Here is a 22,599-nt window from a genome sequence, read left to right as displayed (position 1 = left end):
CAAGATAGTCTCTCCGGCAGGAGCTACGGGGTTCGGCGCCTTCCCAATTGAAGCGCAACCAGCGTGTTCGCGTTTTTACGATTCCCGCCGACGCTTAACAACCCGTTGAATAGGGCAAGAGCGCGGCGCGGGGACGCACCGTTTCGGCAATTTTTACCCCCGGAATGGCTGCTTTCGGTTAAGAACGGCCGCAAATCGGACCCCTGAACGATGCCCTCCCACGATTTTCGCGGCCCCCGCCTGTTCGTCGACGCTCCTCTTGCCCAGGACGCCAGGATCCCGCTCGACCGCGACCAGAGCAATTATCTCGGCAATGTGCTGCGACTTGCCGCCGGAGCCGAGGTTTTGGCCTTCAACGGCCGGGACGGCGAGTGGCAGGCCGCCATCGAAGGGCGCAAGCGGCCGGACGGCCTCGTGATCCTTCAGCAGACCCGGCCCCAGGACAGGCTGCCTGACGTCGCCTACGTTTTCGCCCCGCTCAAGCATGCCCGGCTGGACTACATGGTCCAGAAAGCCATCGAGATGGGCGCCGCCGCCCTGCACCCGGTCCTGACCCGGTTCACCCAGGCCTCCCGGGTCAACACCGAGCGGATGCGTGCCAATGTGGTCGAGGCGGCCGAGCAATGCGGCATTCTGAGCATCGCCGGCGTTGCCGAGCCGGTGCCGCTGGATCGGTATCTCAGTCAGCGGCCCGCGGGCCGCCTGCTGATCTTCTGCGACGAGGCGGCGGAGGTCCGCGACCCCGTTCAGAGCCTGCGGGGCGCCTGCGAGACCGGAGAAGGTATCGACGTGCTGATCGGCCCCGAAGGCGGCTTTGCCGAGGAAGAGCGGGCGCTGCTGCTGCGGCAGCCGAAAATCCTGCGGTTGGCCCTGGGTCCGCGGATCATGCGGGCCGACACCGCCGCGGTGGCGGCGCTGGCGCTGGTGCAGGCCGTATTGGGCGATTGGGGCGGCGGAGACGGCTAGATCGTTTCCCGCATCGCGCGCTGCAAGGTCTCGGACGGCAGCTCACCGAACGCAGCCTTGTAGCTCGCCGCGAACTCGCCCAGATGCCAGAAACCGTGCGCAATCGCGCAGGCCTTCACGCTGCGCCGACCCACACCGATGCGCAGCTGCTTGCGCACCGACCAGAGCCGCAGAATCCGGCTATAGCGATGCGGGCTGATGCCGCAAATGGCCTGTGTTGCGCTCTGGAGCGTGCGGACGGACACCCCCACCTGCTCTGCCAGTTCAGGCGTCTTGTGCGAGATCGTCAGATCCTGCCGGATCAGCCGTTCCATGTTTGCGACGATCCGGCGATAGCCGTCCATCGCGGGCGACACGGGTGCGGCTCTCACGCTGGTGGTTAGCGCAGTTTCCATCGTGCTGAGCAACGATTGCTCGACGACGCTCGACGATATCGGCTCGTTCAGGAAGTCCGGGTCATGCGCTGCGGTTTCCAGCGTGACGGAGACCAGACGGCGCAATGAGGCAAGGGCGTCCGATGTGGGGTTCGCCAGGTGGTAGCCGTCATCCAGTTGCGCCCAGGGTTCGCGCCGGGGCGGAGTGAAATAGACGACGGCTATCAGCCGACCCTCCGGCTCATGGACCAGGCAATCGGAATTGCCCTTCAGAATGACGATCGAACGACCGACTGATTGCCCGTTGATGCGGGCCGAGGTGACGTGATCCATCGGCACCGCGATAGCGATGGCATTCGTCAGTTGATAGCCTCGGACGATCCGCGGAAAAGTCTTCACCAGAGACAAGGTCAGGGTCGGCAGGCTGAGCCGGGCGCGCATGATGGCTGTAGCCCCGACCGCCAGCGGCATGCTGGATGCGCCGGCATATCTCTCGGTTTCGCCGTAATGGTCGATGTCATACGCCCGGAGCTCGAGGGCCGACGATGGCTTGAGCCCCTGAAAGGACATCAAGCGGTCCGCCGCCAGCGTTTGCGCCCCGTCGCGCGCGGTCTCGAAATGGCCCTGATTCATGTCGTGCCGGTTACTTTGCCTTCCTTGCAGACGTGGCCGTCCTGGATGCGCGCAGATCATCCGGCCCGTTGATACCGGCGCGCTTGAGATCGCGAAGCAGCTTCGTCAGCAGCAGCATGTTGGTCTTCTGCAGTTCATGGTTGTTTCCAAACCTGAATGCGTTCTGCTCGGTCACGATGAGTCCTGCTTCGGTCTCTTCGAGGATCTTCCGCCGCTTCAGCCCCGTCACGCGACGGCGAACCGTCTCGAGCGGCAGGCTGAGGAAGCGAGACAGTGCCGCACGTGAGACCCCCTGCTTGATCACATCCGGCTCGACGTCGTGAATGCTGGAGAACTGCTCGTCCAACACCGGATCGTTCATCACATGGATGACATTCGCGTTCAGGACCGCATGAACGATCAGAAGGTCCAGCGGATCGAATTCATCGTAGTGCCGAAACAACTCACTGATCGAAAACAACATATAGGCCAGCGTGTGTCGCGAGACCGTGCGGATGATGTCTGAAGCATTGCGCATGAATCGAATTCCACATTCATGTTGTAAACGAAGGCTGCGGCGAACGGATCGTCCGCCATACCCAAAATGAGTATGCGACGACTTGCCAGCCGTCCTCAATTTCTCATTGTGAAGCTCGGCCCCGGCCGCATCGAAATCGCTCGCCGACGCGTTCGCGCAGCGCCATGAAGGTTGGACCTCGACATGCTGCGGACGCGGTGGCCGACATGACTTTGGCGCACGATCGCGGATTCGACCGTTCGATGCCGGGGCCGCATCGAGGTGGCGCGCGATGGAAGGCGTGACGATGAACGATGATGTCGTGCGGGACGCGAGGGGATGCGAAGAGCTGCGGCTCATCAGAGCGTTTCTCCGCCTCAGGGACCCCGGCCGAAGGCAGAGGGTACTCGAACTGGCGGAGCAGCTCGCGGAAGAAGCCGGGTCCGCCGCGACCGGACCGGCCGTGCCGGCGCATCATCCGTCGAGCCGGCTGGAGACGTCCCCGGGCCAGGCCGAATGATGCCGTCCCGCCCGCCCCAGGCGCTGGCGCAACAAGGTATTTTATTACCTCGCTTGGCGTGACGGGGAATCTCCGTTTTCAGCCGCTGACCGGCGGGCCGAGGCTCGCTTCGAACTCGTTAAGCGATTGATCCTTTGGAGGTCGAAACCGCTTTCGGGCCATGCTAAGGGCAGCGCAATTCGCTTGCCTCCCCTAGCCTCCTCCTTGCCCTGCCCGGTTCCACCGGGACGATGGACCCAGCTATGACCGCGACTGCCACCCCAAATGCTGCCGGCTCCGCCGCCTGGGCGGATACGCTGCTGCTGTCGTTCGCGCAGGCCGGTTACGTCAGGGCGGAGCCCGCCATCCTGCAGCCGGCCGAGCCGTTCCTGGATCTCTCCGGCGAGGACATCCGCAAGAGCCTGTACCTGACCACGGACCTCACGGGCGAAGAGCTCTGCCTGCGCCCGGACCTGACCATTCCCGTCGCGCGCGATTACCTCGCCTCCGGTCGTGCCGGGCAGGCGGCCGGGTTCAGCTATCTCGGCCCGGTGTTCCGTTACCGGAATGGCCAGGCCAGCGAATTCCTGCAGGCGGGCATCGAATCGTTCGGCCGCCAGGACCGCGCCGCGGCCGACGCCGAGACGCTGGCACTCGGGCTCGAAGCGACCGCGGCCTTCGGTGTCCACGACGTCGAGATCCGCACCGGCGACGTGGGGCTGTTCAACGGGCTGCTCGATGCGCTGAACCTGTATCCGGTCTGGCGCCGCCGCCTGGTCAAGGATTTCAACCGCAAGATCAGCCTGGAGCAGGATCTGGAGAAGCTCGCGGCTTCGACCACCGCAAGCCCCAGCGAATATCAGGGCGTGCTCGCAGCCCTCGCCGGCTCCGACCGCAAGGCGGCGCTCGCCTTCGTCACCGACCTGATGTCGATCGCCGGAACCACCAATGTCGGGGGACGCACCACCGCCGAGATCGCCGATCGCTTCCTCGAGCAATCGACGCTGAAGGGCGGCGCGCTGCCGCGCGAGGCGATCGCCGTGCTCAAGCGCTTCCTGACGATCTCCGGCAATCCCGACGATTCCGTCGCCGAGCTGCGCGCGCTCGCGGCCGACGCCCGGCTCGACCTCACGGCTGCGATCGACCAGTTCGAGAGCCGGATCGGCTTCATGGCGGCGCGCGGCATCGACGTGAAGCAGACGCGCTTCTCGACCGCGTTCGGGCGCGGCCTCGACTATTATACCGGCTTCGAATTCGAGCTGCATCACCGCGGCAACGGCGCCGAGCCGCTGGTCGCCGGCGGCCGCTATGACGGGCTGATGACCCAGCTCGGATCGGCTGAACCGATCCCCGCGGTCGGCTTCTCGGTCTGGGTGGATGCGCTGACGAAGATCGGCCGCAAGGTGGGAGCTTAAGTCATGAGCGCGCCATTCGTCCTGGCCGTTCCCTCCAAGGGCCGCCTGCAGGAAAACACCGAGGCCTTCTTCGCGCGTGCCGGCCTCAAGCTGTCGAAGGCCGGCGGCGCCCGCGACTATCGCGGCACGCTTGCAGGCCTCGATCATGTCGAGGTCGCCTATCTCTCGGCGAGCGAGATCGCCTCGCAATTGTCGCGCGGTTTCGCCCATCTCGGCGTCACCGGCGAAGATCTGGTGCGCGAGAACATCGCGGACGCCGACAAGCGGGTGTCGCTGATCGACGGGCTCGGCTTCGGCTACGCCGACGTCGTGGTCGCGGTGCCGCAGGCCTGGATCGACGTTCGCACCATGGCCGACCTCGACGACGTCACCACCGGCTTCCGCGAGCAGCACCACATGCGGATGCGGGTCGCGACCAAGTTCGTCAACCTCACCCGCGCCTTCTTCCAGAGCCACGGCATCACCGATTACCGCATCGTCGAAAGTACCGGTGCGACCGAAGGCGCGCCGGCGGCCGGCAGCGCCGAGCTGATCGTCGACATCACCACGACGGGCGCGACCCTCGCCGCCAACGGCCTGCGGGTGCTCGACGACGGCGTGATCCTGCGCAGCCAGGCCAATCTGGTCGCTTCGAAAGACGCGGACTGGACGCCGCAGGCGCGGGAGACCGCGCGAATCATCCTCGATCACATCGCGGCAAGGGCGCGGGCCAACAAATACCGCGAGGTCCGCACCCGCTTCCGGCAATGCGACGCCGCCCTGCTCGGCGAAGCCCACAGCCGGTTCGGCGTCGAGGCTCCGTTCGGCGGGCCGACCTCGTCAGGCATGCTGACGTTGCACTGCCCGCCGGGGCAGCTCTATGCGCTGGCAAGCTTCCTGCGCGAGCATGGCGCCGAGACCGTCTCGGTGGTTTCGCTCGACTACGTGTTCGACCGCGAGAATCCGCTGTTCGCCAGGCTGGAGGCGTTCCTGCGGCAGTGAGCCCCGGGTTCGCCCGGCTTTTCCGTTCAGCTTTGCGACAGCAAGCGGCAGCTACCATATGCTGTTGAGATGACTTTGAACGCCTCTGGGACTTGATCGATGACGCTGGGCTCCGACGTTTCCGGCATGACGACCACCGCAGCCACCGCCGCGGCGAAGGGACTGTCGATCGTCGTCCCCGTCTACAACGAGGCGGCGGGCCTCGCCGCCCTGCACCAGCGCATCTGCGATCTCGCAAAGACCTTGCGGGAGCGCTATCGGCTGGCTTGCGAGGTCGTCTATGTCGACGACGGCAGCAAGGATGCGACGCTGACGATCGCCCGTTCGCTGCCGGCCGATGCGATCGACGTCCAGGTGGTGTCGCTGTCGCGCAATTTCGGCAAGGAGGCGGCGCTGATGGCCGGCCTCGACCATGCCCGGCTCGGCGCCGTCATGTTCATGGACGGCGACGGCCAGCATCCGCCGGCCCTGATCGAACAGCTGGTGCGGCACTGGATCGATGACGGCTATGACGTCGTCTACACCGCCAAGGCGCATCGCGACAACGAGCCGTTCCTGCGCCGGATCGCCGTGCACGGCTTCTACGCGCTGATCAATTGGGGCGCACGGCAGAAGATTCCCGAGGACGCCGGCGACTTCCGCCTGCTGTCGCCGCGCGCGGTCACGGCGCTCAGGCAGCTGCCCGAGCGCAACCGGTTCTTCAAGGGCCTCGCCAGCTGGATCGGCTTCCGCCAGATCCGCGTCGACTATGAGCCTTCGGCGCGCGTCCATGGCGTCACCACCTTCAACGCCGCAAGCCTGCTCGGCCTGTCGATCGAGGGCCTGACCTCGTTTTCGGTCGCCCCCCTGCGCTTCGCCAGCCTGCTCGGCGTCATTCTCGCAGCGGGCGCTTTCCTGTTCGGCCTTTCGATCCTCTGGGAGGTGCTCACGACCGGCAAGCAGGTGCCCGGCTATCCCTCGCTGGTGATCGGCCTGATGACGATCGGCGGCGTGCAGCTCATCATGATCGGCATCGTCGGCGAATATATCGGCAAGATCCTTTCCGAGATGAAGGCGCGCCCGATCTACTTCGTCGCCGAGCACAGTGAAAAGCACTTCGAAGCCGACGACGCCGCGAAGAGGACGGCCGCCGAATGAGCGCGGCCGCGGGCCTGCGGCGGATCTGGCTCTGTGCCGACGATTACGGCATCAGCCCGGGCGTCAACCGCGCCATCCGCGACCTGATCGAACGCGGCCGCCTCAACGCCACCTCGGTGATGATGGTGGGCCCGGCGATCGCGCGCAGCGAGATCGAAGCGCTCCAGGCCTCCGCGACGGCGAGCCCGCGCTGCGCGATCGGATTGCACGTGACGCTGTCGGCGCCGTTCCGCCCCCTCACCATGCATTTTCGTCCGCTCGACGGCGACATGTTCATGCCGTTTCCGAAGCTGCTGCGCGCAGGCGTCTTGCGGCGGCTCGATCGCGAATTCTTCCGCAACGAGGTGAAGGCGCAGCTCGCCGCCTTCGCCGAAGCGTTCGGCCGGGTGCCCGACTTCGTCGACGGCCATCAGCATGTGCAGCTCTACCCGCAGGTGCGCGACGGCTTCGTCGAAGCGGTCGTTGAGGCCGCGCCGAACGCCTGGGTGCGCCAGGGCGGCCGCGACCTGCCGCTCAGGCAGCGCCTCGCTTCACCCAAGGCGATCGTGCTCGATATTTTCAGCGCGCAATTCCGCCGCCGGGCCGGCAGCGCCGGCCTCAGCTTCAATCCCGGCTTCGCCGGCGCCTATGACTTCACGCGGGCGGCCGATTTTGGCGAACTGATGCGGCAATTCCTGGAAGGCTTGCCGGATGGCGGCCTCGTGATGTGCCATCCCGGCTTCGTCGACGACGTCCTCGCCGGCCTCGACCCGATGACGGATGTCCGCGAACGCGAGCACGCCTATCTCTCGGGTGACGCCTTCGCGCGTCTGCTGGCGGACAGCGGCGCCACGCTGGGATGAAGCCCGCGGAAAACAAGCCGCAGGGCAGCTTGTCGCATACCGAAATTTAATCCGGCCGGCACTGTTGGGGCCACAATGGAACCCTACATCTGCGTCGCGCTTGTTTTGCGCGAGGGAGACAGACCATGACGCCGCAGGAACGCCAGCTCGTCGACGAGCTTTTCGACCGGCTTTCGAAACTGGAAAATGCACCGCGCGATCCCGATGCGATCGCAGCGATCTCCGACGGGCTGCGCAAGGCGCCCGGCGCGGTCTATGCGCTGGTGCAGACCACGCTGCTGCAGGACGAGGCGCTGAAGCGCGCCCACAATCGCATCCAGGAGCTGGAAGCGGCCCATGCGCCCGAGCAGGCGCAGTCCGGCGGCTTCCTCGACACCATGCGCGACACGCTGTTCGGCGGAAGCCCCTCGCGCGGCTCGGTTCCGAACGTGCCGCCGCGGGACGCGCGGCCGGTCTGGAACAGCGGCGGAGCGATGCAGCAGACCCAGCCGGGCTACGGCCAGCCGCCTTACGGACAGGCTTACGGCCAAGGTCCCGGTCAGGGCCCGGGCCCCGGTCAGGGTTATGGCGCACCGCCGATGGGCGGTGGCGGCGGCTCGTTCCTCGGCACGGCGGCGGCCGCTGCCGCCGGCGTCGTCGGCGGCTCGCTGCTGCTCTCCAGCATCCGCGGCATGATGGGCGGATCGCATCAGCAGGCTTTTGGGGACAGCAATGCCCTCGGCGACCGCAGCGGTGGTGGAAGTCCTTGGGGCGGCAGCGACCAGTCCGGCGGCTCGCTCGCGCGCGATGCCGGTCTCGACGACATCGGCTCGAACCGCGAGTCCCGCCAGAGCTTCTCCGACCAGGCGTCGAACGATCGTAACGACGACGATCAGAACTATGGCGACCACAACGACGACGGCAATATGGACGTGGCCGACGACAGCGATTTCGGCGGCGACGACGATGGCGGCAGCGATTACGCGTAAGGCTGATCAGCGTTGCGAACAAGAACGGGCGCCCACGAGGCGCCCGTTTTCATTTTCCAATTCTTGCGCAGGTGCCTTTCCTCCTCGCCTTGCGGGAGAGGGGAAGAAGAGATCACATCACCACGACCTTGGTGCCGACATTGACACGGCCGTAGAGGTCGATGACGTCCTCGTTGCGCATGCGGATGCAGCCGGAGGAGACGTTGGTGCCGATGGTCCAGGGTTCGTTGGAGCCGTGGATGCGGTACAGGGTCGAGCCCAGATACATCGCGCGGGCGCCGAGCGGGTTCTCCGGACCACCTTCCATATGCCGGGGCAAATCGGGGCGGCGCGCGATCATTTCGGCCGGCGGCGTCCAGTCCGGCCATTCGCGCTTGGCCGTGATCGCCTTCACGCCGGACCAGGTGAAGCCGGGGCGCCCGACGCCGATGCCGTAGCGCATCGCCCGACCATTGCCCTCGACGAGATAGAGGAACTTGTTCGGGGTATCGACCACGATGGTGCCGGCACTTTCCTTGCCGCTATAGTCAACGGATTGTTTCTCGAACCTCGGGTCGAACTGACGCTGACGCGGGTCGGCCGCCTCCTGCTGAACCGCGCCTTGCTGATATCCACCCTGTTGCGGCTCGCCCATCGGCGGCAGGCGGCGCTGGTCGTAATAGCCGGGCTGCTGTTGATAGACCGGCTGCTGCGGCGCGTAGGCCGGACCGCGGCCGGGACCGTCGCCGAACAGGAACTCGATGAAACCGCCGCCCATGTTCGCATTGGAGGCGACGCGCATCGGCGCCGGCGGCACCTGCGGCTGGTAAAGCACCGCGGGCGGATCGTTCGGCACCGAATTGTCGAAGGCGCTGGCACTGTTTGCGCCGGCAATGAAGGTGCAAGCGCTGCCGAGCAGCGCAACAGACATTTTCTTGAACATCGACGTACTCTGTACTGTTTCGTCTAGATCACATGCGCCGTGGAGGGCTGATGGCTGATCGGCGTCCGCGACGTGGTCAATAAAAAGCAAAAGGCGTTTTGTTTGGTAAACGGAAGTCGCGTTTTGATTCACCACGTCGCGAGCGGGGGGCCAATTTGGCGATCAGCGTTTATTTTCGATGAACGCCGCGCGGCCATGGTTAATCGCTTCTTTGCACGCCGTCGCCTGCAACCGCACAACAGTTCCGGCCGTGAACTTCGTGTTAAATCGCTTCTGCCTACAAAGACGCGTGAGTGAGGTGGGGGGAGTATCCTGATGGCTGTTCACCGCAAACGTTTTCGCGTCGAGGATATCGCTGGTGGCGGCGAGATGCCGAATTTTGACGTTACTGAAGAGGCAATCCCGATGCATAGCGAGATCATGGCGGAGCTGCGCGCGATCCGTGCACAGATGGCGAAGGGCAGCATGCCAGCGCCCTTGTCCGGCAGCGCGGCCATGGCGGCGATCGACGCCTCCACCGCCCACGAGCTCGCGGAGGCTCGTACCATGCTCGATACCTATCGGGCCCAGATCGAGCAGTGCGAAAAGCTGAAGGTCGAGCTCGACCTGATCCATGACGCCATCGATCGCACCAAGCGCGAGATCGCGACGCTGCACGGCAAGAGCTTTGACGGCGGCGAAATGGCCAAGGTCAATGGCGAGCTCGGCGCGGTGGTCGGCGGCACCGAGCAGGCGACCCAACAGATCCTCGAAGCCGCGGAATCGATCGACCAGGCCGCCAGCGCAATGTCCAAGGTGGACTCGGTCGACCAGCAGAAGCGGCTCTCCGACGACATCCAGGAACGCGTCATCTCGATCTTCGAGGCCTGCAACTTCCAGGACCTGACCGGCCAGCGCATCAGCAAGGTCATGACCACGATGAAGTTCATCGAGCAGCACATCAACTCGATGATGGACATCTGGGGCGGCGTCGATGCGATCAAGGCCCACGTCGTTCCGCAGGTCGACAATCGCAGCGAGGACGACAAGCTTCTCAACGGCCCCAAGCTCGCCGGCGACGTCGGCCACGCCTCGCAGGACGACATCGACGCGCTGTTCGACTGATCGGACGCGACAGAGAGAAAAACAAAACGCCGGCTTTGAGGCCGGCGTTTTTGCTTGGACCCTCCGCTGTCATCGTCCACGCAGGCGCACGATCCATTATTCCAGAAACGGCAGTGATTGATCCGAGAAGCCGCGGCGTACTGGTTGCCCCGCCCCCGTGTGCAATCGCGCACTTGGCCGTGAACCCATTAGCCGGCCGAACTGACAGCTCGCGAAGTCCGCTATTTCCACGGGACCTGTCAGGGTTTCACGAACCGATAGGCGAAACGATCGGTCTCGCCCTTGATCGAGGGATCGAAAACCTTGATCGAGTGCGGATCGTCCTTGTTCGCGAGCACGGTGCTTTGCGCGTCCAGTACGAAGCCGGCCGCCTCCACCTCCTCGCGAAGGGATGCAGGCTCAATCCGATGCAGCGACTGGGCGTCGCTTGTACCGGCCCCGGCGGCGGCGGCGTGGTCTACGATCACGTAGGACCCACCGGGCTTCAGCCGCTCGTAGACGGCTCGATTGAATTGGGCTGCCGTTGCGCCCCTGGCCTGGATCAGCGTGGTGTGGAGATCGTGATAGAACAGGTGCAGCCACAGGACGTCCGCTGATTGCGTGGCCTCCGGCATAGCCACGAGGTCCGCCGAGACGGCTTCGACGTTCTCACGGCCCGGCTCTTTCGCAAGCGTTCGCATGCGGCCGACAGGATCGTTCTTGAAGTGGGCGACTTCGGCCGGCACGAAGCTGTAGACTCGTCCTTCGGGTCCAACGATGTCGGAGAAGAGACGGGTCCAGTCGCCGTCGCCTGGGTAAACGTCGATGACGGTGGTGCCCGCCTTTACGCGTGCGAACCGGATCAACTCGGATAGCCTGGATTGGTCGTACATCGGTATTTCCTTGATGGTTGGCATTCGACGATCGCGCGGCTAGGTCCTTGCGACGATCTGCGAGGCCCGCGCCAGTGCTTGCGTGTCGATGTACTCCTGGATGTGGGCGACCTTGCCGTCTCGAACGGTAATGTCGAAGACCCACTCGTCCTTGAACGGCGTGTTCGTGGCTTTGATTGTTCCCGTAGCGACGCCCACGACCATAACCCGGTCTCCTTGCGCCACGAATTCGGGGGGCTTCGGGTATCGCGTTTCCACCGCTTCGGACGCCTTCTTGAGCACAGCCGCCAGCTCGGCGTGCCCGCGGTGCGTGCCTGCCAGCGGCCAGCCTTCGCCCGGAATGATCCACTCGATATCTTCGGCAGCCAACGCCAACAGATCGCGCGCGTTGCTGCTGCCCATGGCTGCAAAGAAATTCTTCACGAGCTGGACATTCTCTTCGGTGCTCATCGTATCTCTCCGTTTTTGCTCGGCGCGATGTCAGACGGCCGAGAAGCCGCCGTCGACGGACAGCTCCAACCCGTTCACGAAGCTGGAATCGTCGGATGCCAGGAAGACCGCGACCGCGGCGATCTCTTCGGGACGCCCCATCGTTCCCCGCGGGATCAGGGATTCGAACATCTTCTTCGCCTCCGCGCTGAGCACCTGGTCCTGCATCGGCGTGGCGATCGGCCCCGGGTGCAGCACGTTCACCCGAATGTTCCGGCCTTTGAGCTCGTTGAGCCATCCGCGGGCGAACGCATGCAGCGTCGCCTTGCTCGCTGCATAGACGCTGTAGCCGGGAAAGCCTTTGAGCGAGGCGACCGACCCGGTCATGAAGATCGATCCGCCGTCGTTGAACAGCGGCAACGCCTTCTGGACCGTAAACAGCGTGCCGCGCGTATTCAGGCCGAAGGTCGCATCGAAATGCTGCTCCGTAATCTCGCCCAGTGGGACGGCTTCGCCTGTGCCAGCGCTCGCGTACAGGATGTCGATCCTGCCCTTTTCCCGTTTGACCGTGTCGAACAGACGGTCGAGGTCGCCGAGATTGGCCGCGTCGCCGCGCACGCCGGTCACGTTGCGGCCGATCAGCCTGACCGCCTCGTCGAGCGCCTCCTGCTTCCGGCCCGTTATGAAGACGTACGCGCCTTCTTCCACGAACCGCTTGGCGCTCTCCAGCGCCATGCCGCTCGATCCGCCCGTGATGACTGCAACCTTACCTTCAAGCTTACCCATGACTGCTTCCTTCCAGGCTTCCGCCTCTGATCGTTGGGGATGCCCCCGACAGCCTCGACATAGATCTGCCGGCGTCAGGCAGTGAGTGCGGAAAAGCGCACATCGGTGGTGCGAAAACGATCCGGTCCGGCGATTAACACCGCCCACGATAATCGGTTGCTGCGGTCGCCCGAGCTTGCACCGAAGGCTATGATTTACGACATGATTCCCTAGCTAAGGGCTTTGGAAGGGCCACCATGTGGTGCTAGATTGCACCATGATCGACTGGGATGACATTCGCTACTTTCTTGCCGTCTCGCGCGGAGGCTCGGTGCGGACTGCCGCCAAGAGCCTTGGCGTAAACCACGCGACCGTACTGAGACGCGTCGCCCAGCTTGAGGAACGCCTCGGGGCGTTGATGTTCGAAAAGCTGCCCGCGGGCTACCGCCTGACGGCTGCGGGCGAGGAAGTCCTCGACCTCGCGAACCAGATGGAAGCGTCGTCCCACCAGCTGGAGACGCGGGTATTCGGGCGCGACCAGAGCGTCCGCGGACTTCTGCGGGTGACGACGGCGCCGACCCTCGCGACCCACCTGCTTATGCCGGACTTCGCCGATTTCGCACGTCTGCATCCGGACATCGAGATGGAAATCTTGTCGTCCGGCGAGCTGGCAAATCTTACTAACCGAGAGGCCGACGTCGCGATCCGCGTCGTCTACGACCGCAAAACCCTGCCGCTCAATCTTCACGGCTTGAAGGGACCGGATCTGTTCGGCGGCGTCTACATTTCCCGCGACCGACTAGCCGCCTGGCAGGCGGGTGCGCCGAATCCCATCCGGTGGATCGTCATAAGCAGCCATGGCATCCCCGACTGGGCCCGCGAGAGTGAAGTTCGCACCACAGGTGTTCCGTTCAAGACCACGGACGGCGAGGCGCAGATCGTTGCAGTACGACAAGGGCTCGGGATGACGATACTGCCGTGCTTTGTTGGAGATGCCGACCCTGTGCTGGTGAGGGTGCCGGGCACCGGCCTGCACATGCATGGAACGCTCTGGCTTCTCACGCAGGGGGAGACACGCAAGACGAAGCGCGTGCGGCTCTTTACTGAATTCGTATTCCGCAGGCTCGCTGCGTACGCTCCGCTCCTCGCGGGGCAGTCCATATCGCGCGACTGACGCCCGGTGGATCGCCGGCGACGCTTCGCAGGACGACATCGACGCGCTGTTCGACTAAGCGGACCCGACAGAGAGAAAAACAAAACGCCGGCCCTGAGGCCGGCGTTTTTTGTTTTTGGAGAGCGCCGCGGCTCCCTTCCTTCTTCCCTTGTGGGAGAAGGGAAAGTCGCACCGTCGCCTTTAGGCCCTTGGCGCGCAGCGGACGTAGACCATGTTGCCGTAGCGGGTGGCGGCGTCCTTGTCGATGAAGCGGGTGATCAGGACGCGGCCGTCGAAGGAGACGATCTCGCGGTCCTGCTCGCCGGGGGTCGGGCCCGCCGGTCCGATGTAGTTCTTGCCGCTCGGCGAGCCCTTCAGCCGCAGCTCCTGCGGCGTTGCTTGGTCGGCCAGATGCATGATCACGCCGCCGGAGGAACCGGCGGTGATCACGTAGGGATTTTTGCACTGGGCCCGGGCGGCAGCCTCGGTGCGGGCGCGGTCGGCCGGGTTCTGGAACGAGGCGAGACCCCAGCGGCCGACGATCTCGTCGGCGCGAATGGTCGCCGGCATCTCCGGGCCGGTGCCGGGCTCGGCTTCGGGCGGCGGCGAGGACGACGAGAAGGACGGCAGGCTCAAGCCGCCGCCGCAGGCGCCCAGCAGCAGCGCCAGACAAGAGGCGGCGGCCAGATTGGCAACCGTGCGCGCGTGAGCTGAACTGATCATGGCATTCCCCCGGACAAGACCATGGCCGCACCCCTCCTACAGCCAAGCGTAAAAACGCTGCCGGAGCAATGACGTCCTTTGATACGCCGGCGCCCCGAACAAGTTTCCAATACCACCATCCTATATCCGCCTCACCAATCGCTTAACCACCTTTGCTTGACAGGATCGCGGCCAAGCCATATTTCCGGGCCCACTATTAGCACTCGGAAAGCCCGATTGCTAAGCGCGCCGTTCGATCCCTGGGATAGGGGTGGACGGAAGCGCCGCCCACCCACTTCCACTACTTCCGAAGCGAGCCTCCAGAGGGAAACGTCATGGCTAAATCCAAATTTCGTCCGCTGCATGACCGTGTCGTGGTCAAACGTATCGACGCCGAGGAAAAGACCAAGGGCGGCATCATCATTCCGGACAGCGCCAAGGAAAAGCCGTCCCAGGGCGAAATCGTCGCTGTCGGCCCCGGCGGCCGCGACGAGACCGGCAAGCTGACCCCGATCGACCTCAAGGTCGGCGACCGCGTGCTGTTCGGCAAATGGTCGGGCACCGAGGTCAAGATCGACAACGAAGAGCTCCTGATCATGAAGGAGTCGGACATCATGGGCGTAATGGCCTAAGGCCACCCGCCTGAACAGCCGCTGAATGCGCCGTTGTCATGCCCGGGCAGAAGCGCGAAGCGCGTCTTCGCGCTAGACGACCCGGGCATCCATCAATCTTCGCCAGGGGATGGATTGCCGGGTCAAGCCCGGCAATGACGAAGAGAGCGCGCCGCAGCACGAAACAACACATCACCAAACACGAGGGATTGCAGAAATGGCTGCCAAAGACGTCAAGTTTTCCGGAGACGCGCGCGATCGCATGCTGCGCGGCGTCGATATTCTCGCCAACGCCGTCAAGGTGACGCTCGGCCCCAAGGGCCGCAACGTCGTCATCGAGAAGTCGTTCGGCGCGCCCCGCATCACCAAGGACGGCGTCACCGTCGCCAAGGAGATCGAGCTCGAGGACAAGTTCGAGAACATGGGCGCCCAGATGCTGCGCGAGGTCGCCTCCAAGACCAACGACCTCGCCGGTGACGGCACCACCACCGCGACCGTGCTGGCCCAGGCCATCGTGCGCGAAGGCGCCAAGGCGGTTGCCGCCGGCATGAACCCGATGGACCTCAAGCGCGGCATCGACACCGCGGTTGCGGCCGTCATCAAGGACATCGAGAAGCGCGCCAAGCCCGTCGCCGCCTCCTCCGAGGTCGCCCAGGTCGGCACCATCTCCGCCAACGGCGATGCCGCCATCGGCAAGATGATCGCCCAGGCGATGCAGAAGGTCGGCAACGAGGGCGTCATCACCGTCGAGGAGAACAAGTCGCTCGACACCGAGGTGGACATCGTCGAGGGCATGAAGTTCGACCGCGGCTATCTCAGCCCCTATTTCGTCACCAACCCCGAGAAGATGACCGCCGAGCTCGAGGATGCCTTCATCCTGCTGCACGAGAAGAAGCTCTCGGGCCTGCAGGCCATGCTGCCGGTGCTGGAAGCCGTGGTGCAGTCGGGCAAGCCGCTCGTCATCATCGCCGAGGACGTCGAGGGCGAGGCGCTGGCCACCCTGGTCGTCAACCGCCTCCGTGGCGGCCTCAAGGTGGCCGCGGTGAAGGCGCCGGGCTTTGGTGACCGCCGCAAGGCCATGCTCGAGGATCTCGCGATCCTCACCGGCGGCCAGCTGATCTCCGAGGACCTCGGCATGAAGCTCGAGAACGTCACGGTGAAGATGCTGGGCCGCGCCGGCAAGGTCGTGATCGACAAGGAGAACACCACGATCGTCAAGGGTGCCGGCAAGAAGCCGGAGATCGAGGCCCGCGTCGGCCAGATCAAGGCCCAGATCGAGGAAACCACCTCGGACTACGACCGTGAGAAGCTCCAGGAGCGCCTCGCCAAGCTCGCAGGCGGCGTCGCGGTGATCCGCGTCGGCGGCGCCACCGAGATCGAGGTCAAGGAGAAGAAGGACCGCGTCGAGGACGCGCTCAACGCGACCCGCGCCGCGGTGCAGGAAGGCATCGTCCCCGGCGGCGGCGTCACGCTGCTGCGTGCCAAGAAGGCGGTCGGCCGTCTCACCAACGCCAATGCCGATGTCCAGGCCGGCATCAACATCGTGCTGAAGGCGCTGGAAGCCCCGATCCGCCAGATCGCGGAGAATGCCGGCGTCGAGGGCTCGATCGTGGTCGGCAAGATCCTGGAGAACAAGTCCGAGACCTTCGGCTTCGACGCCCAGACCGAAGACTATGTCGACATGATCGAGAAGGGCATCATCGATCCCGCCAAGGTGGTGCGCACCGCGCTCCAGGACGCCTCCTCCGTGGCCGGCCTGCTGGTCACCACCGAGGCCATGGTCGCCGAAACGCCGAAGAAGGAAGCCCCGCCCGCGATGCCCGCCGGCGGCGGCATGGGCGGCTTCTAAGCCTCCGTTCCATCACAGCATTGCGAAGGCCGCCTCCGGGCGGCCTTCTTTTTTGCCGACCCTGCTTTCCGATTCAACCGGTGGCCAAAACCCACTACGGTGACGCGCCGATTCGAATTGTTTGGGCATGATGCTCCCGGAAAACCGCTTCACACTTTTCCCGGATCATGCCCGTTGCGCGAGGATTTCATCGATGCGTGCGCTTCTGGTTTGTTCGACAGCCCTTTTGGCGGCCCTGCTTGCAGTTTCTCCGCAGCCCGCTTCCGCCCAGATGAAGCTGTCGCCGAAGGCCACGACGCCCAATGGTCCGGAGACACGCTATTTCACTTCGATCGACGGGCTGATGGACGGCAATGCCGACGTGATCCTGAAAGAGACGCGACAGGGCAAGACGGTGACGGCGGCCGTGCTCGACGTCTGCTACCCCGTCGCGAAGAATTCCGACCGCAAGGACCGCTTCGTCGTCAACCTCCAGGTCGCGGGCCAGACCCTGACCGGCACCACGCAGAGCATGAACGAGAAGGCGCCGGTCAGCGTCAAGCTGCTGCGCAAGCAGAGCGGGGACAGCTTCGAATTCCGCGGCCAGATCAGCATCGGCCAGGTGGTGACCGAGGTGACCTCGCCCGACAATTCCGATCTCAGCGAGAAGGAGTTCCAGGACAACCAGACCTCCGACGACGGCATCACGCCGCAGCCGAAGGATTTCACCGACGTCTCGCCGGAGGCAATCGCGGTCAAGGTCAAGCTCGACGCCGCGACCGACTTCCTGAAGAGCCTGAAGGGCCAGGCGGTCGAGGTGACGCTGGCGAGCCTTACCGTCGGCTGCGATGCGCTGCGTGCGGGCGAGCAGACCATCAACATGTCGGTCGATCCCGAGCGCGCCGGCGCGCTGCTGGCGAAGTTCAAGGCGATGCCGGGCGTCACCGCCGTGGGCTGGACCGCGGGCATGACCGAGATGGACCGCACCATCCGCTTCACTGCTGCCGACTGGCGCGAGGGCGACAAGATCAGCAAGGACAAGCTCGCGGCCACTGTTGCGAACGTCTTGAGCCGGACGCTCGCGGCAAAGCCGGTCTCGCAGAGCTTCAACCCCGCCACGGGCAAGCTCAAGCTGGTGTTCAAGCGGCCGAACCCGGATTTCCCCGCACTCGATCTCACCGACACGATCGAGGTTGCGGGGCTCGTCTCGCCCGACAGACCGGGCACGACCGACAAGCTCATGCTCTGGATCGGCAGTCCCGCGACGACGACCAGTGACGAGAGCAGCGGCGCCAAGCTCAATCTCTCCGACGACGCCTCGATCGACGAGGAAGGCGATCAGCCCGACGACAACGGTTCGATCGAGGCGCTCGCCAAGGAGCTGAAGGGCCAGCGCTGGGACGCCGACAAATCGGTGTGGAAGTAGGCTCTCGTGCCCCGGACGCAGCGCGCAAGCGCTGCGAGCCGGGGCCCAGAGGCCGCAAGCGAAGTCGCCGATAAAGTCCTGGGTCCCGGCTCTGCGCAGCAACGCTACGCGTTGCAGCGCGTCCGGGACACGCCCGTGGCTAATTCCCCGTCGTCCTGAAACGCAGCGGCTTCGGGCCGATCAGCGTCAGCACGTCGCCCTGGCGCTTCCAGGTCTCGACACTGCTGAGCGCCGTGACGAGTTCGTCGTCGGCCTGGGCCCTCGCGGGCGGGCAGTTGCGATCCTGGATCTGGCCGGGCACGAAGATCACGGTGTTGCCGGCGACCGAGAACTGGCCCTTGCCGCCCTTGCACCAGAGCTCCAGCACGACCTCGCCATGGTCGCCGATCTCGATGTTCGGTATCCGCTTCGAGCCTGCCTGCGGCAGCGCTTCCAGCGTCATCTCGGTGCCGAACGGAAAGCCGTCCTCGGCACGCGCGACGATGGACATCGCGAGCATTGCAACCGCAGCACACACCAATCGCTTGAGCGAAACCATGAGACCTCTCGACCGACCTGATTTGCGGCACCTTCTATAAGACTGCGGGCTCATTGAGAAGGTTCGCTCGCACGCAAAAATCCCCGCGGAGACTTCCGCGGGGATTTGCATCGCAGCCGGACGTGGCCTGCTACTTCAGGACCATTGCCGTGAACGGATAGACATAGGCCTGCAACGTCACGAGCACACCGACGAGACAGGCCAGCACGATCGAGTGCCAGAACACGAAGCGCAGGATCGTGCCCTCATGGCCGTACCAGTTGGTGGCCGTGGAGGCGACCACGATCGACTGCGCGTCGATCATCTTGCCCATCACGCCGCCGGACGAGTTCGCCGCGCCCATCAGGATCGGCGACAGGCCGAGCTGCTCTGAGGTGATCTTCTGCAGGTTTCCGAACAGCACGTTGGACGCCGTGTCCGATCCCGTCAGCGCCACGCCCAGCCAGCCGAGCAGCGTGCCGAAGAAGGGATAGAGCACGCCGGTCGCGGCGAACGCCAAACCAAGCGTCGCGTCGACGCCGGACAGGCGCGTCAAGGTACCGATCGCGAGCATCGCCGAGATCGTGATCAGCGAGATCGCGCAGAGCCGGATGGTGCGGCCATACTCCGTGACCAGCCGGCCGGGCCCGACGCCCATCAGGATGCCGGAGATGATCGCCGCGATCAGCATGCCAGTCCCGGTGAACGACAGGTAGGTGAAGCCGAAGACCGCTCCCTCAGGCGTCGGCTTGGGCGCGACCGGCGGCACCTTGTTGATCATCTGGTGCAGTTCCGGGACGGGATAATTCCAGACGAAGATCGAATTCGCCCAGGTCTTGAAGCCGCCATTGCCCCAGACCAGCATCACGATGCAGACGATGATCCACGGCAGCAACGCGCTGAACAGCTCGCCCTGCGTCAGCGGCGTCTTGTCGAGCGGCTTTGCGGCCGCCATGGTGGCTGCCGATTCATCGCGGCCGCGCAGCGCCGGCGACAGCCAGAGCTGCTTCGGCTGCCAGACCTTGAGGAACAGGATCAGCGCGCCCATCGAGATCAGCGACGCGCCGATGTCGACGATCCAGGGATTGATGTAGTTCGAGATCACGAATTGCGGAACTGCGAACGAGATGCCGGTGACGAGGATCGCCGGCCAGATATCCTTCATGCCCTTCCAGCCCGCGAACGCCCACACCACCCAGAACGGCACGATCAGCGAGAAGAACGGCAATTGCCGGCCGACCATCGCGCCGAGGATGTAGGGATCGAGCCCGGTGACCGAGGCGAGGCCCTGGATCGGCGTGCCCAGCGCGCCATAGGCGACCGGCGCGGTGTTGGCGATCAGCGACAGGCCGCTTGCTGCGAGCGGCGAAAAGCCTAGGCCGATCAGCACGGCACCGGTGATGGCGACCGGCGTGCCGAAGCCGGAGGCGCCCTCGAAAAACGCGCCGAAGGAGAACGCGATCAGCAGCAATTGCAGCCGCCGGTCCTCGGTGACGCCGCCGATGGCGCGCTTGAGCAATTCGAAGCGTCCCGTGCTCACCGTCACCTGGTAGAGGAAGATGACGTTGAGGACGATCCAGCCGATCGGGAAGAAGCCGGTGACGATCCCCAGCACCGAGGCGCGGATCGACATGTTCGCCGGCATGGTGAAGATGAAAATCGTGATCAGGTTGGCCACGATCACGGCGATGACCGCAGCGATATGCGCCTGGACGCGGCCGCTGGCGATCAGGACCAGCAGCGTGACGACCGGCACCGCCGCCGCAATCGTCGACAGCACAGGGCTGTGCAGCGGATCATAGACTTGATTCCACATGGTCTTCCTCCCCCACGCATGTTTGTGGCAGACGGCCCGCGTGGAGAGCCGACCTGCTTGACGCTGGAAGCGATAACCCCCGAGCTGGACGCGAATTCCTCGCGAATGCGGCGGTTCCCGTCCCGCTCACAAGCTCGCGAAATCCCGAAGCACCCCACCCCGCGCCGTCGAACCCCATGCTAGGGTTGCGGGCTGCGACAAGACAACGCAAATTGCAGCACTTGCGACTTTAGTCTAAGCGCGCCCATTTCCGCCATTGCCTCAAACCCTTGGCGCAGGGCATTTATGCACCCCCCAGGAGACCCTGCTCTGTGAAGAACATCAGCGCCACGCTCGCAATCGTCTGGCGAATCGCGATTCCCTATTTCCGGTCGGAGGACAAATGGGTCGGCCGCGGCCTGCTCGCCGTCGTGGTCGCGATGGAGCTGGTGCTGGTCGCGATCAACGTGCTGCTCAATCAGTGGCAAAACCGATTCTACAGCGCCCTGCAGGCCTACGATCTGCCCGAATTCGTCAAGGAGGTCTGGATCTTCCTGGGCCTCGCCTTCACCTTCGTCGCACTGGCCGTCTACAAGCTCTATTTGAACCAATGGCTCCAGATCCGCTGGCGGCAATGGCTGACGCAGCACTATCTCGGCGAATGGCTCCGCGGCGCCACGCATTACCGCATGCAGCTCAAGGGCGACGCCGCCGACAATCCGGATCAGCGCATCACCGAGGACGTCAAGAATTTCGTCGAACAGACGCTCTCCATCGGCCTTGGCCTCTTGTCCTCGATCGTGACGCTGGCCTCGTTCGTCGTCATCCTCTGGGGTCTGTCCTACAAGGCACCTTTGTACATTTACGGCACCGATATCCTCGTGCCCGGTTTTCTGGTCTGGTGCGCACTCGCCTACGCGATTGTCGGTACCGCGCTGACGCACTGGATCGGCTCCCCGCTCATCAATCTCAATTTCGAGCAGCAACGCTATGAGGCGGATTTCCGCTTCAACCTGATCCGCGTGCGCGAGAATTCCGAGCAGATCGCCCTGTTGAAGGGCGAGAACGCCGAGCGAGGGCGTCTGCTGCAGCGCTTCGGCTTCGTCATCGGCAATTGGTACGCGATCATGAGCCGGACCAAGCGCCTCACCGCCTTCACGGCGAGCTACGGCCAGGCCGCCACGATCTTTCCCTATGTGGTGGTGGCACCCGCCTATTTCGCCAAGCGCATCCAGCTCGGCGACATGATGCAGACCGGCTCGGCGTTCGGCAGCGTGCAGGACGCGCTGTCCTTCTTCGTCACCGCCTATCGTTCGCTCGCAGAGTGGCGCGCGGTGATCGCCCGCCTCGATGGCTTCGAGATGTCGGTCAGCTCTGCCACCCACGGCGCGGCGCTCGAGCCGACCATCGACGTCGCACCATCGAACGGCAAGGCGATCGCGCTGGAGCAGTTGCTGGTCAAGCTGCCGAACGGCACACCTCTGGTCGCAGCCGACGGCTTCACGATCCAGCCCTCGGAGCGCGTGCTGGTGACCGGCCCGTCGGGCTCGGGCAAGTCGACGCTGTTCCGGGCCATTGCCGGGGTCTGGCCATTTGGTAGCGGCAAGATCGCCATCCCTGCGACGTCGAAGCTGATGATGCTGCCGCAGCGACCCTACTTCCCGGTCGGACCGCTTGGCGACGCCGTGATCTATCCGGCCGAGCACGGCTCGATCACGCCCGACAAGATCCGCGACGCCCTGATTGCGGTCGGCATGCCGCGCCTGGCTGAGCGGCTCGACGAGGACGGTCACTGGAACCGGACCTTGTCGCTCGGCGAACAGCAACGCCTCGGCCTTGCCCGCGCACTGCTGCACGTCCCCGACTATCTCTTCCTCGACGAGGCGACCGCCTCGCTGGACGAGCCGTCCGAGGACCGGCTCTATCGGCTGCTGACGGAGAAGCTGCCCCAGGCCACCATCGTCTCGATCGGCCACCGCTCGACGCTGGATGCTTTCCACACCCGCAAGGTGGCTTTGGCGAATGACGGCGATATCCACGTGCTCGGCAAAGCCAATGCGCCGGCGCAGGAGCCGACCGCGGCGCGTTGAGACCAGAGCGCTGCGTGGTCGCGGGTCAATGTCGGGTCAAGCCCGGCCATTGACGAGCGTATAAAAGGACGAGC

21 protein-coding genes are annotated in these 22,599 nt (G+C 64.7%); 12 read left to right on the top strand and 9 right to left on the bottom strand.

The annotated features are described in order from the left end of the window. The first annotated feature begins 210 nt into the window (after nucleotides 1-210). Nucleotides 211-966, top strand: a complete 756-nt coding sequence (locus tag CIT40_RS05640; protein WP_094894905.1) for a 16S rRNA (uracil(1498)-N(3))-methyltransferase — start codon at nucleotides 211-213, stop codon at nucleotides 964-966. Here the strand turns inward: CIT40_RS05640 and CIT40_RS05635 are convergent. After that, nucleotides 963-1,973: a helix-turn-helix domain-containing protein gene (locus CIT40_RS05635; protein ID WP_244611914.1), complete on the bottom strand. Its 1,011-nt coding sequence runs from the start codon at nucleotides 1,971-1,973 to the stop codon at nucleotides 963-965. The two genes, CIT40_RS05640 and CIT40_RS05635, sit on opposite strands and share 4 nt — an antisense overlap. A 10-nt stretch (nucleotides 1,974-1,983) precedes the next feature. Continuing rightward, the gene (locus CIT40_RS05630) at nucleotides 1,984-2,829 is read right to left on the bottom strand and encodes a hypothetical protein (RefSeq protein WP_244611913.1); all 846 of its coding nucleotides are present in this window, start codon (nucleotides 2,827-2,829) and stop codon (nucleotides 1,984-1,986) included. Between the two features lie 402 nt (nucleotides 2,830-3,231). Here CIT40_RS05630 and CIT40_RS05625 point away from each other — a divergent pair, with 402 nt between their 5' ends. The 5 genes from CIT40_RS05625 to CIT40_RS05605 all read left to right on the top strand — a co-directional run bounded on the left by CIT40_RS05625 (nucleotide 3,232) and on the right by CIT40_RS05605 (nucleotide 8,311). Next, complete coding sequence (locus tag CIT40_RS05625) at nucleotides 3,232-4,383, top strand: ATP phosphoribosyltransferase regulatory subunit (protein ID WP_094894896.1); 1,152 nt, start codon at nucleotides 3,232-3,234, stop codon at nucleotides 4,381-4,383. A 3-nt stretch (nucleotides 4,384-4,386) separates the two neighbouring features. Next, the gene (hisG, locus tag CIT40_RS05620) at nucleotides 4,387-5,364 is read left to right on the top strand and encodes an ATP phosphoribosyltransferase (protein WP_094894894.1); all 978 of its coding nucleotides are present in this window, start codon (nucleotides 4,387-4,389) and stop codon (nucleotides 5,362-5,364) included. A gap of 99 nt (nucleotides 5,365-5,463) precedes the next feature. Continuing rightward, complete coding sequence (locus tag CIT40_RS05615) at nucleotides 5,464-6,501, top strand: glycosyltransferase family 2 protein (RefSeq protein ID WP_094894889.1); 1,038 nt, start codon at nucleotides 5,464-5,466, stop codon at nucleotides 6,499-6,501. Next, a complete protein-coding gene (locus CIT40_RS05610; protein WP_094894887.1) occupies nucleotides 6,498-7,343 on the top strand; it encodes a ChbG/HpnK family deacetylase in 846 nt (281 codons plus the stop codon). The genes CIT40_RS05615 and CIT40_RS05610 overlap by 4 nt, the downstream gene beginning before the upstream one ends. Nucleotides 7,344-7,468: 125 nt before the next feature. Continuing rightward, entirely contained in the window at nucleotides 7,469-8,311 is an 843-nt protein-coding gene (locus CIT40_RS05605) for a DUF2076 domain-containing protein (RefSeq protein WP_094894884.1), read from the top strand. Between the two features lie 112 nt (nucleotides 8,312-8,423). Here the strand turns inward: CIT40_RS05605 and CIT40_RS05600 are convergent, their stop codons facing one another. Further along, nucleotides 8,424-9,233, bottom strand: a complete 810-nt coding sequence (locus tag CIT40_RS05600; protein WP_162307362.1) for a L,D-transpeptidase — start codon at nucleotides 9,231-9,233, stop codon at nucleotides 8,424-8,426. Between the two features lie 315 nt (nucleotides 9,234-9,548). Here CIT40_RS05600 and CIT40_RS05595 point away from each other — a divergent pair, with 315 nt between their 5' ends. After that, nucleotides 9,549-10,337 carry a protein phosphatase CheZ gene (locus tag CIT40_RS05595; protein WP_094894879.1) on the top strand — a complete coding sequence of 263 codons (789 nt, stop codon included), beginning with the start codon at nucleotides 9,549-9,551 and terminating at the stop codon, nucleotides 10,335-10,337. Between the two features lie 239 nt (nucleotides 10,338-10,576). Here CIT40_RS05595 and CIT40_RS05590 read toward each other — a convergent pair whose 3' ends face one another. The 3 genes from CIT40_RS05590 to CIT40_RS05580 are packed head-to-tail and all read right to left on the bottom strand — an operon-like array spanning nucleotide 10,577 to nucleotide 12,424. Next, nucleotides 10,577-11,209, bottom strand: a complete 633-nt coding sequence (locus tag CIT40_RS05590; protein WP_094894876.1) for a class I SAM-dependent methyltransferase — start codon at nucleotides 11,207-11,209, stop codon at nucleotides 10,577-10,579. Nucleotides 11,210-11,248: 39 nt separating this feature from the next. Next, entirely contained in the window at nucleotides 11,249-11,659 is a 411-nt protein-coding gene (locus CIT40_RS05585) for a nuclear transport factor 2 family protein (RefSeq protein ID WP_094894873.1), read from the bottom strand. Between the two features lie 30 nt (nucleotides 11,660-11,689). Then, nucleotides 11,690-12,424, bottom strand: a complete 735-nt coding sequence (locus tag CIT40_RS05580) for an SDR family NAD(P)-dependent oxidoreductase (protein WP_094894870.1) — start codon at nucleotides 12,422-12,424, stop codon at nucleotides 11,690-11,692. Nucleotides 12,425-12,680: 256 nt separating this feature from the next. Here CIT40_RS05580 and CIT40_RS05575 point away from each other — a divergent pair, with 256 nt between their 5' ends. After that, complete coding sequence (locus CIT40_RS05575) at nucleotides 12,681-13,577, top strand: LysR family transcriptional regulator (protein ID WP_094894867.1); 897 nt, start codon at nucleotides 12,681-12,683, stop codon at nucleotides 13,575-13,577. 180 nt (nucleotides 13,578-13,757) lie between these two features. On the opposite strand, the gene CIT40_RS05570 is transcribed toward CIT40_RS05575, so the two are convergent. Further along, nucleotides 13,758-14,279, bottom strand: a complete 522-nt coding sequence (locus CIT40_RS05570; RefSeq protein WP_094894864.1) for a hypothetical protein — start codon at nucleotides 14,277-14,279, stop codon at nucleotides 13,758-13,760. Nucleotides 14,280-14,593: 314 nt separating this feature from the next. On the opposite strand from CIT40_RS05570, the gene CIT40_RS05565 reads away from it, so the two are divergent. The 3 genes from CIT40_RS05565 (at nucleotide 14,594) to CIT40_RS05555 (ending at nucleotide 18,123) form a co-directional block, all read left to right on the top strand. Beyond that, nucleotides 14,594-14,890: a co-chaperone GroES gene (locus CIT40_RS05565; protein ID WP_094894861.1), complete on the top strand. Its 297-nt coding sequence runs from the start codon at nucleotides 14,594-14,596 to the stop codon at nucleotides 14,888-14,890. A gap of 196 nt (nucleotides 14,891-15,086) precedes the next feature. Beyond that, nucleotides 15,087-16,718 carry a chaperonin GroEL gene (groL, locus tag CIT40_RS05560; protein ID WP_094894858.1) on the top strand — a complete coding sequence of 544 codons (1,632 nt, stop codon included), beginning with the start codon at nucleotides 15,087-15,089 and terminating at the stop codon, nucleotides 16,716-16,718. A 193-nt stretch (nucleotides 16,719-16,911) separates the two neighbouring features. Continuing rightward, nucleotides 16,912-18,123, top strand: coding sequence for a hypothetical protein (locus CIT40_RS05555; protein WP_094894855.1), 1,212 nt, complete (start codon nucleotides 16,912-16,914; stop codon nucleotides 18,121-18,123). Nucleotides 18,124-18,262: 139 nt separating this feature from the next. Here CIT40_RS05555 and CIT40_RS05550 read toward each other — a convergent pair whose 3' ends face one another. Together CIT40_RS05550 and CIT40_RS05545 are read right to left on the bottom strand one after the other, a co-directional pair. Beyond that, a complete protein-coding gene (locus CIT40_RS05550) occupies nucleotides 18,263-18,661 on the bottom strand; it encodes an META domain-containing protein (RefSeq protein WP_162307361.1) in 399 nt (132 codons plus the stop codon). Between the two features lie 130 nt (nucleotides 18,662-18,791). Next, nucleotides 18,792-20,456, bottom strand: a complete 1,665-nt coding sequence (locus CIT40_RS05545) for an L-lactate permease (protein WP_094894849.1) — start codon at nucleotides 20,454-20,456, stop codon at nucleotides 18,792-18,794. 311 nt (nucleotides 20,457-20,767) lie between these two features. Between CIT40_RS05545 and CIT40_RS05540 the strand changes: the two genes are divergently transcribed. After that, nucleotides 20,768-22,525, top strand: a complete 1,758-nt coding sequence (locus tag CIT40_RS05540; protein WP_094894846.1) for an ABC transporter ATP-binding protein/permease — start codon at nucleotides 20,768-20,770, stop codon at nucleotides 22,523-22,525. Nucleotides 22,526-22,599 lie beyond the last annotated feature (74 nt).

The organism is Bradyrhizobium amphicarpaeae, from assembly GCF_002266435.3.
GTDB classification, from domain to species: domain Bacteria; phylum Pseudomonadota; class Alphaproteobacteria; order Rhizobiales; family Xanthobacteraceae; genus Bradyrhizobium; species Bradyrhizobium amphicarpaeae.
Note: the sequence above shows the minus strand (reverse complement) of the source record. Positions and strands in the feature narration are given on the sequence as shown.

Excerpts from the sequence above, each read along its gene's own strand:
- CIT40_RS05605 (WP_094894884.1), top strand. The coding sequence starts at position 7,469 with ATGACGCCGCAGGAACGCCAGCTCGTCGACGAGCTTTTCGACCGGCTT.
- CIT40_RS05570 (WP_094894864.1), bottom strand. The coding sequence starts at position 14,279 with ATGATCAGTTCAGCTCACGCGCGCACGGTTGCCAATCTGGCCGCCGCC.
- groL (WP_094894858.1), top strand. The coding sequence starts at position 15,087 with ATGGCTGCCAAAGACGTCAAGTTTTCCGGAGACGCGCGCGATCGCATG.
- CIT40_RS05575 (WP_094894867.1), top strand. The coding sequence starts at position 12,681 with ATGATCGACTGGGATGACATTCGCTACTTTCTTGCCGTCTCGCGCGGA.
- CIT40_RS05580 (WP_094894870.1), bottom strand. The coding sequence starts at position 12,424 with ATGGGTAAGCTTGAAGGTAAGGTTGCAGTCATCACGGGCGGATCGAGC.
- CIT40_RS05635 (WP_244611914.1), bottom strand. The coding sequence starts at position 1,973 with ATGAATCAGGGCCATTTCGAGACCGCGCGCGACGGGGCGCAAACGCTG.
- CIT40_RS05545 (WP_094894849.1), bottom strand. The coding sequence starts at position 20,456 with ATGTGGAATCAAGTCTATGATCCGCTGCACAGCCCTGTGCTGTCGACG.
- CIT40_RS05630 (WP_244611913.1), bottom strand. The coding sequence starts at position 2,829 with ATGAGCCGCAGCTCTTCGCATCCCCTCGCGTCCCGCACGACATCATCG.
- CIT40_RS05600 (WP_162307362.1), bottom strand. The coding sequence starts at position 9,233 with ATGTTCAAGAAAATGTCTGTTGCGCTGCTCGGCAGCGCTTGCACCTTC.
- CIT40_RS05615 (WP_094894889.1), top strand. The coding sequence starts at position 5,464 with ATGACGCTGGGCTCCGACGTTTCCGGCATGACGACCACCGCAGCCACC.
- CIT40_RS05555 (WP_094894855.1), top strand. The coding sequence starts at position 16,912 with ATGCGTGCGCTTCTGGTTTGTTCGACAGCCCTTTTGGCGGCCCTGCTT.
- CIT40_RS05565 (WP_094894861.1), top strand. The coding sequence starts at position 14,594 with ATGGCTAAATCCAAATTTCGTCCGCTGCATGACCGTGTCGTGGTCAAA.
- CIT40_RS05585 (WP_094894873.1), bottom strand. The coding sequence starts at position 11,659 with ATGAGCACCGAAGAGAATGTCCAGCTCGTGAAGAATTTCTTTGCAGCC.
- hisG (WP_094894894.1), top strand. The coding sequence starts at position 4,387 with ATGAGCGCGCCATTCGTCCTGGCCGTTCCCTCCAAGGGCCGCCTGCAG.
- CIT40_RS05610 (WP_094894887.1), top strand. The coding sequence starts at position 6,498 with ATGAGCGCGGCCGCGGGCCTGCGGCGGATCTGGCTCTGTGCCGACGAT.
- CIT40_RS05595 (WP_094894879.1), top strand. The coding sequence starts at position 9,549 with ATGGCTGTTCACCGCAAACGTTTTCGCGTCGAGGATATCGCTGGTGGC.
- CIT40_RS05590 (WP_094894876.1), bottom strand. The coding sequence starts at position 11,209 with ATGTACGACCAATCCAGGCTATCCGAGTTGATCCGGTTCGCACGCGTA.
- CIT40_RS05550 (WP_162307361.1), bottom strand. The coding sequence starts at position 18,661 with ATGGTTTCGCTCAAGCGATTGGTGTGTGCTGCGGTTGCAATGCTCGCG.
- CIT40_RS05625 (WP_094894896.1), top strand. The coding sequence starts at position 3,232 with ATGACCGCGACTGCCACCCCAAATGCTGCCGGCTCCGCCGCCTGGGCG.
- CIT40_RS05640 (WP_094894905.1), top strand. The coding sequence starts at position 211 with ATGCCCTCCCACGATTTTCGCGGCCCCCGCCTGTTCGTCGACGCTCCT.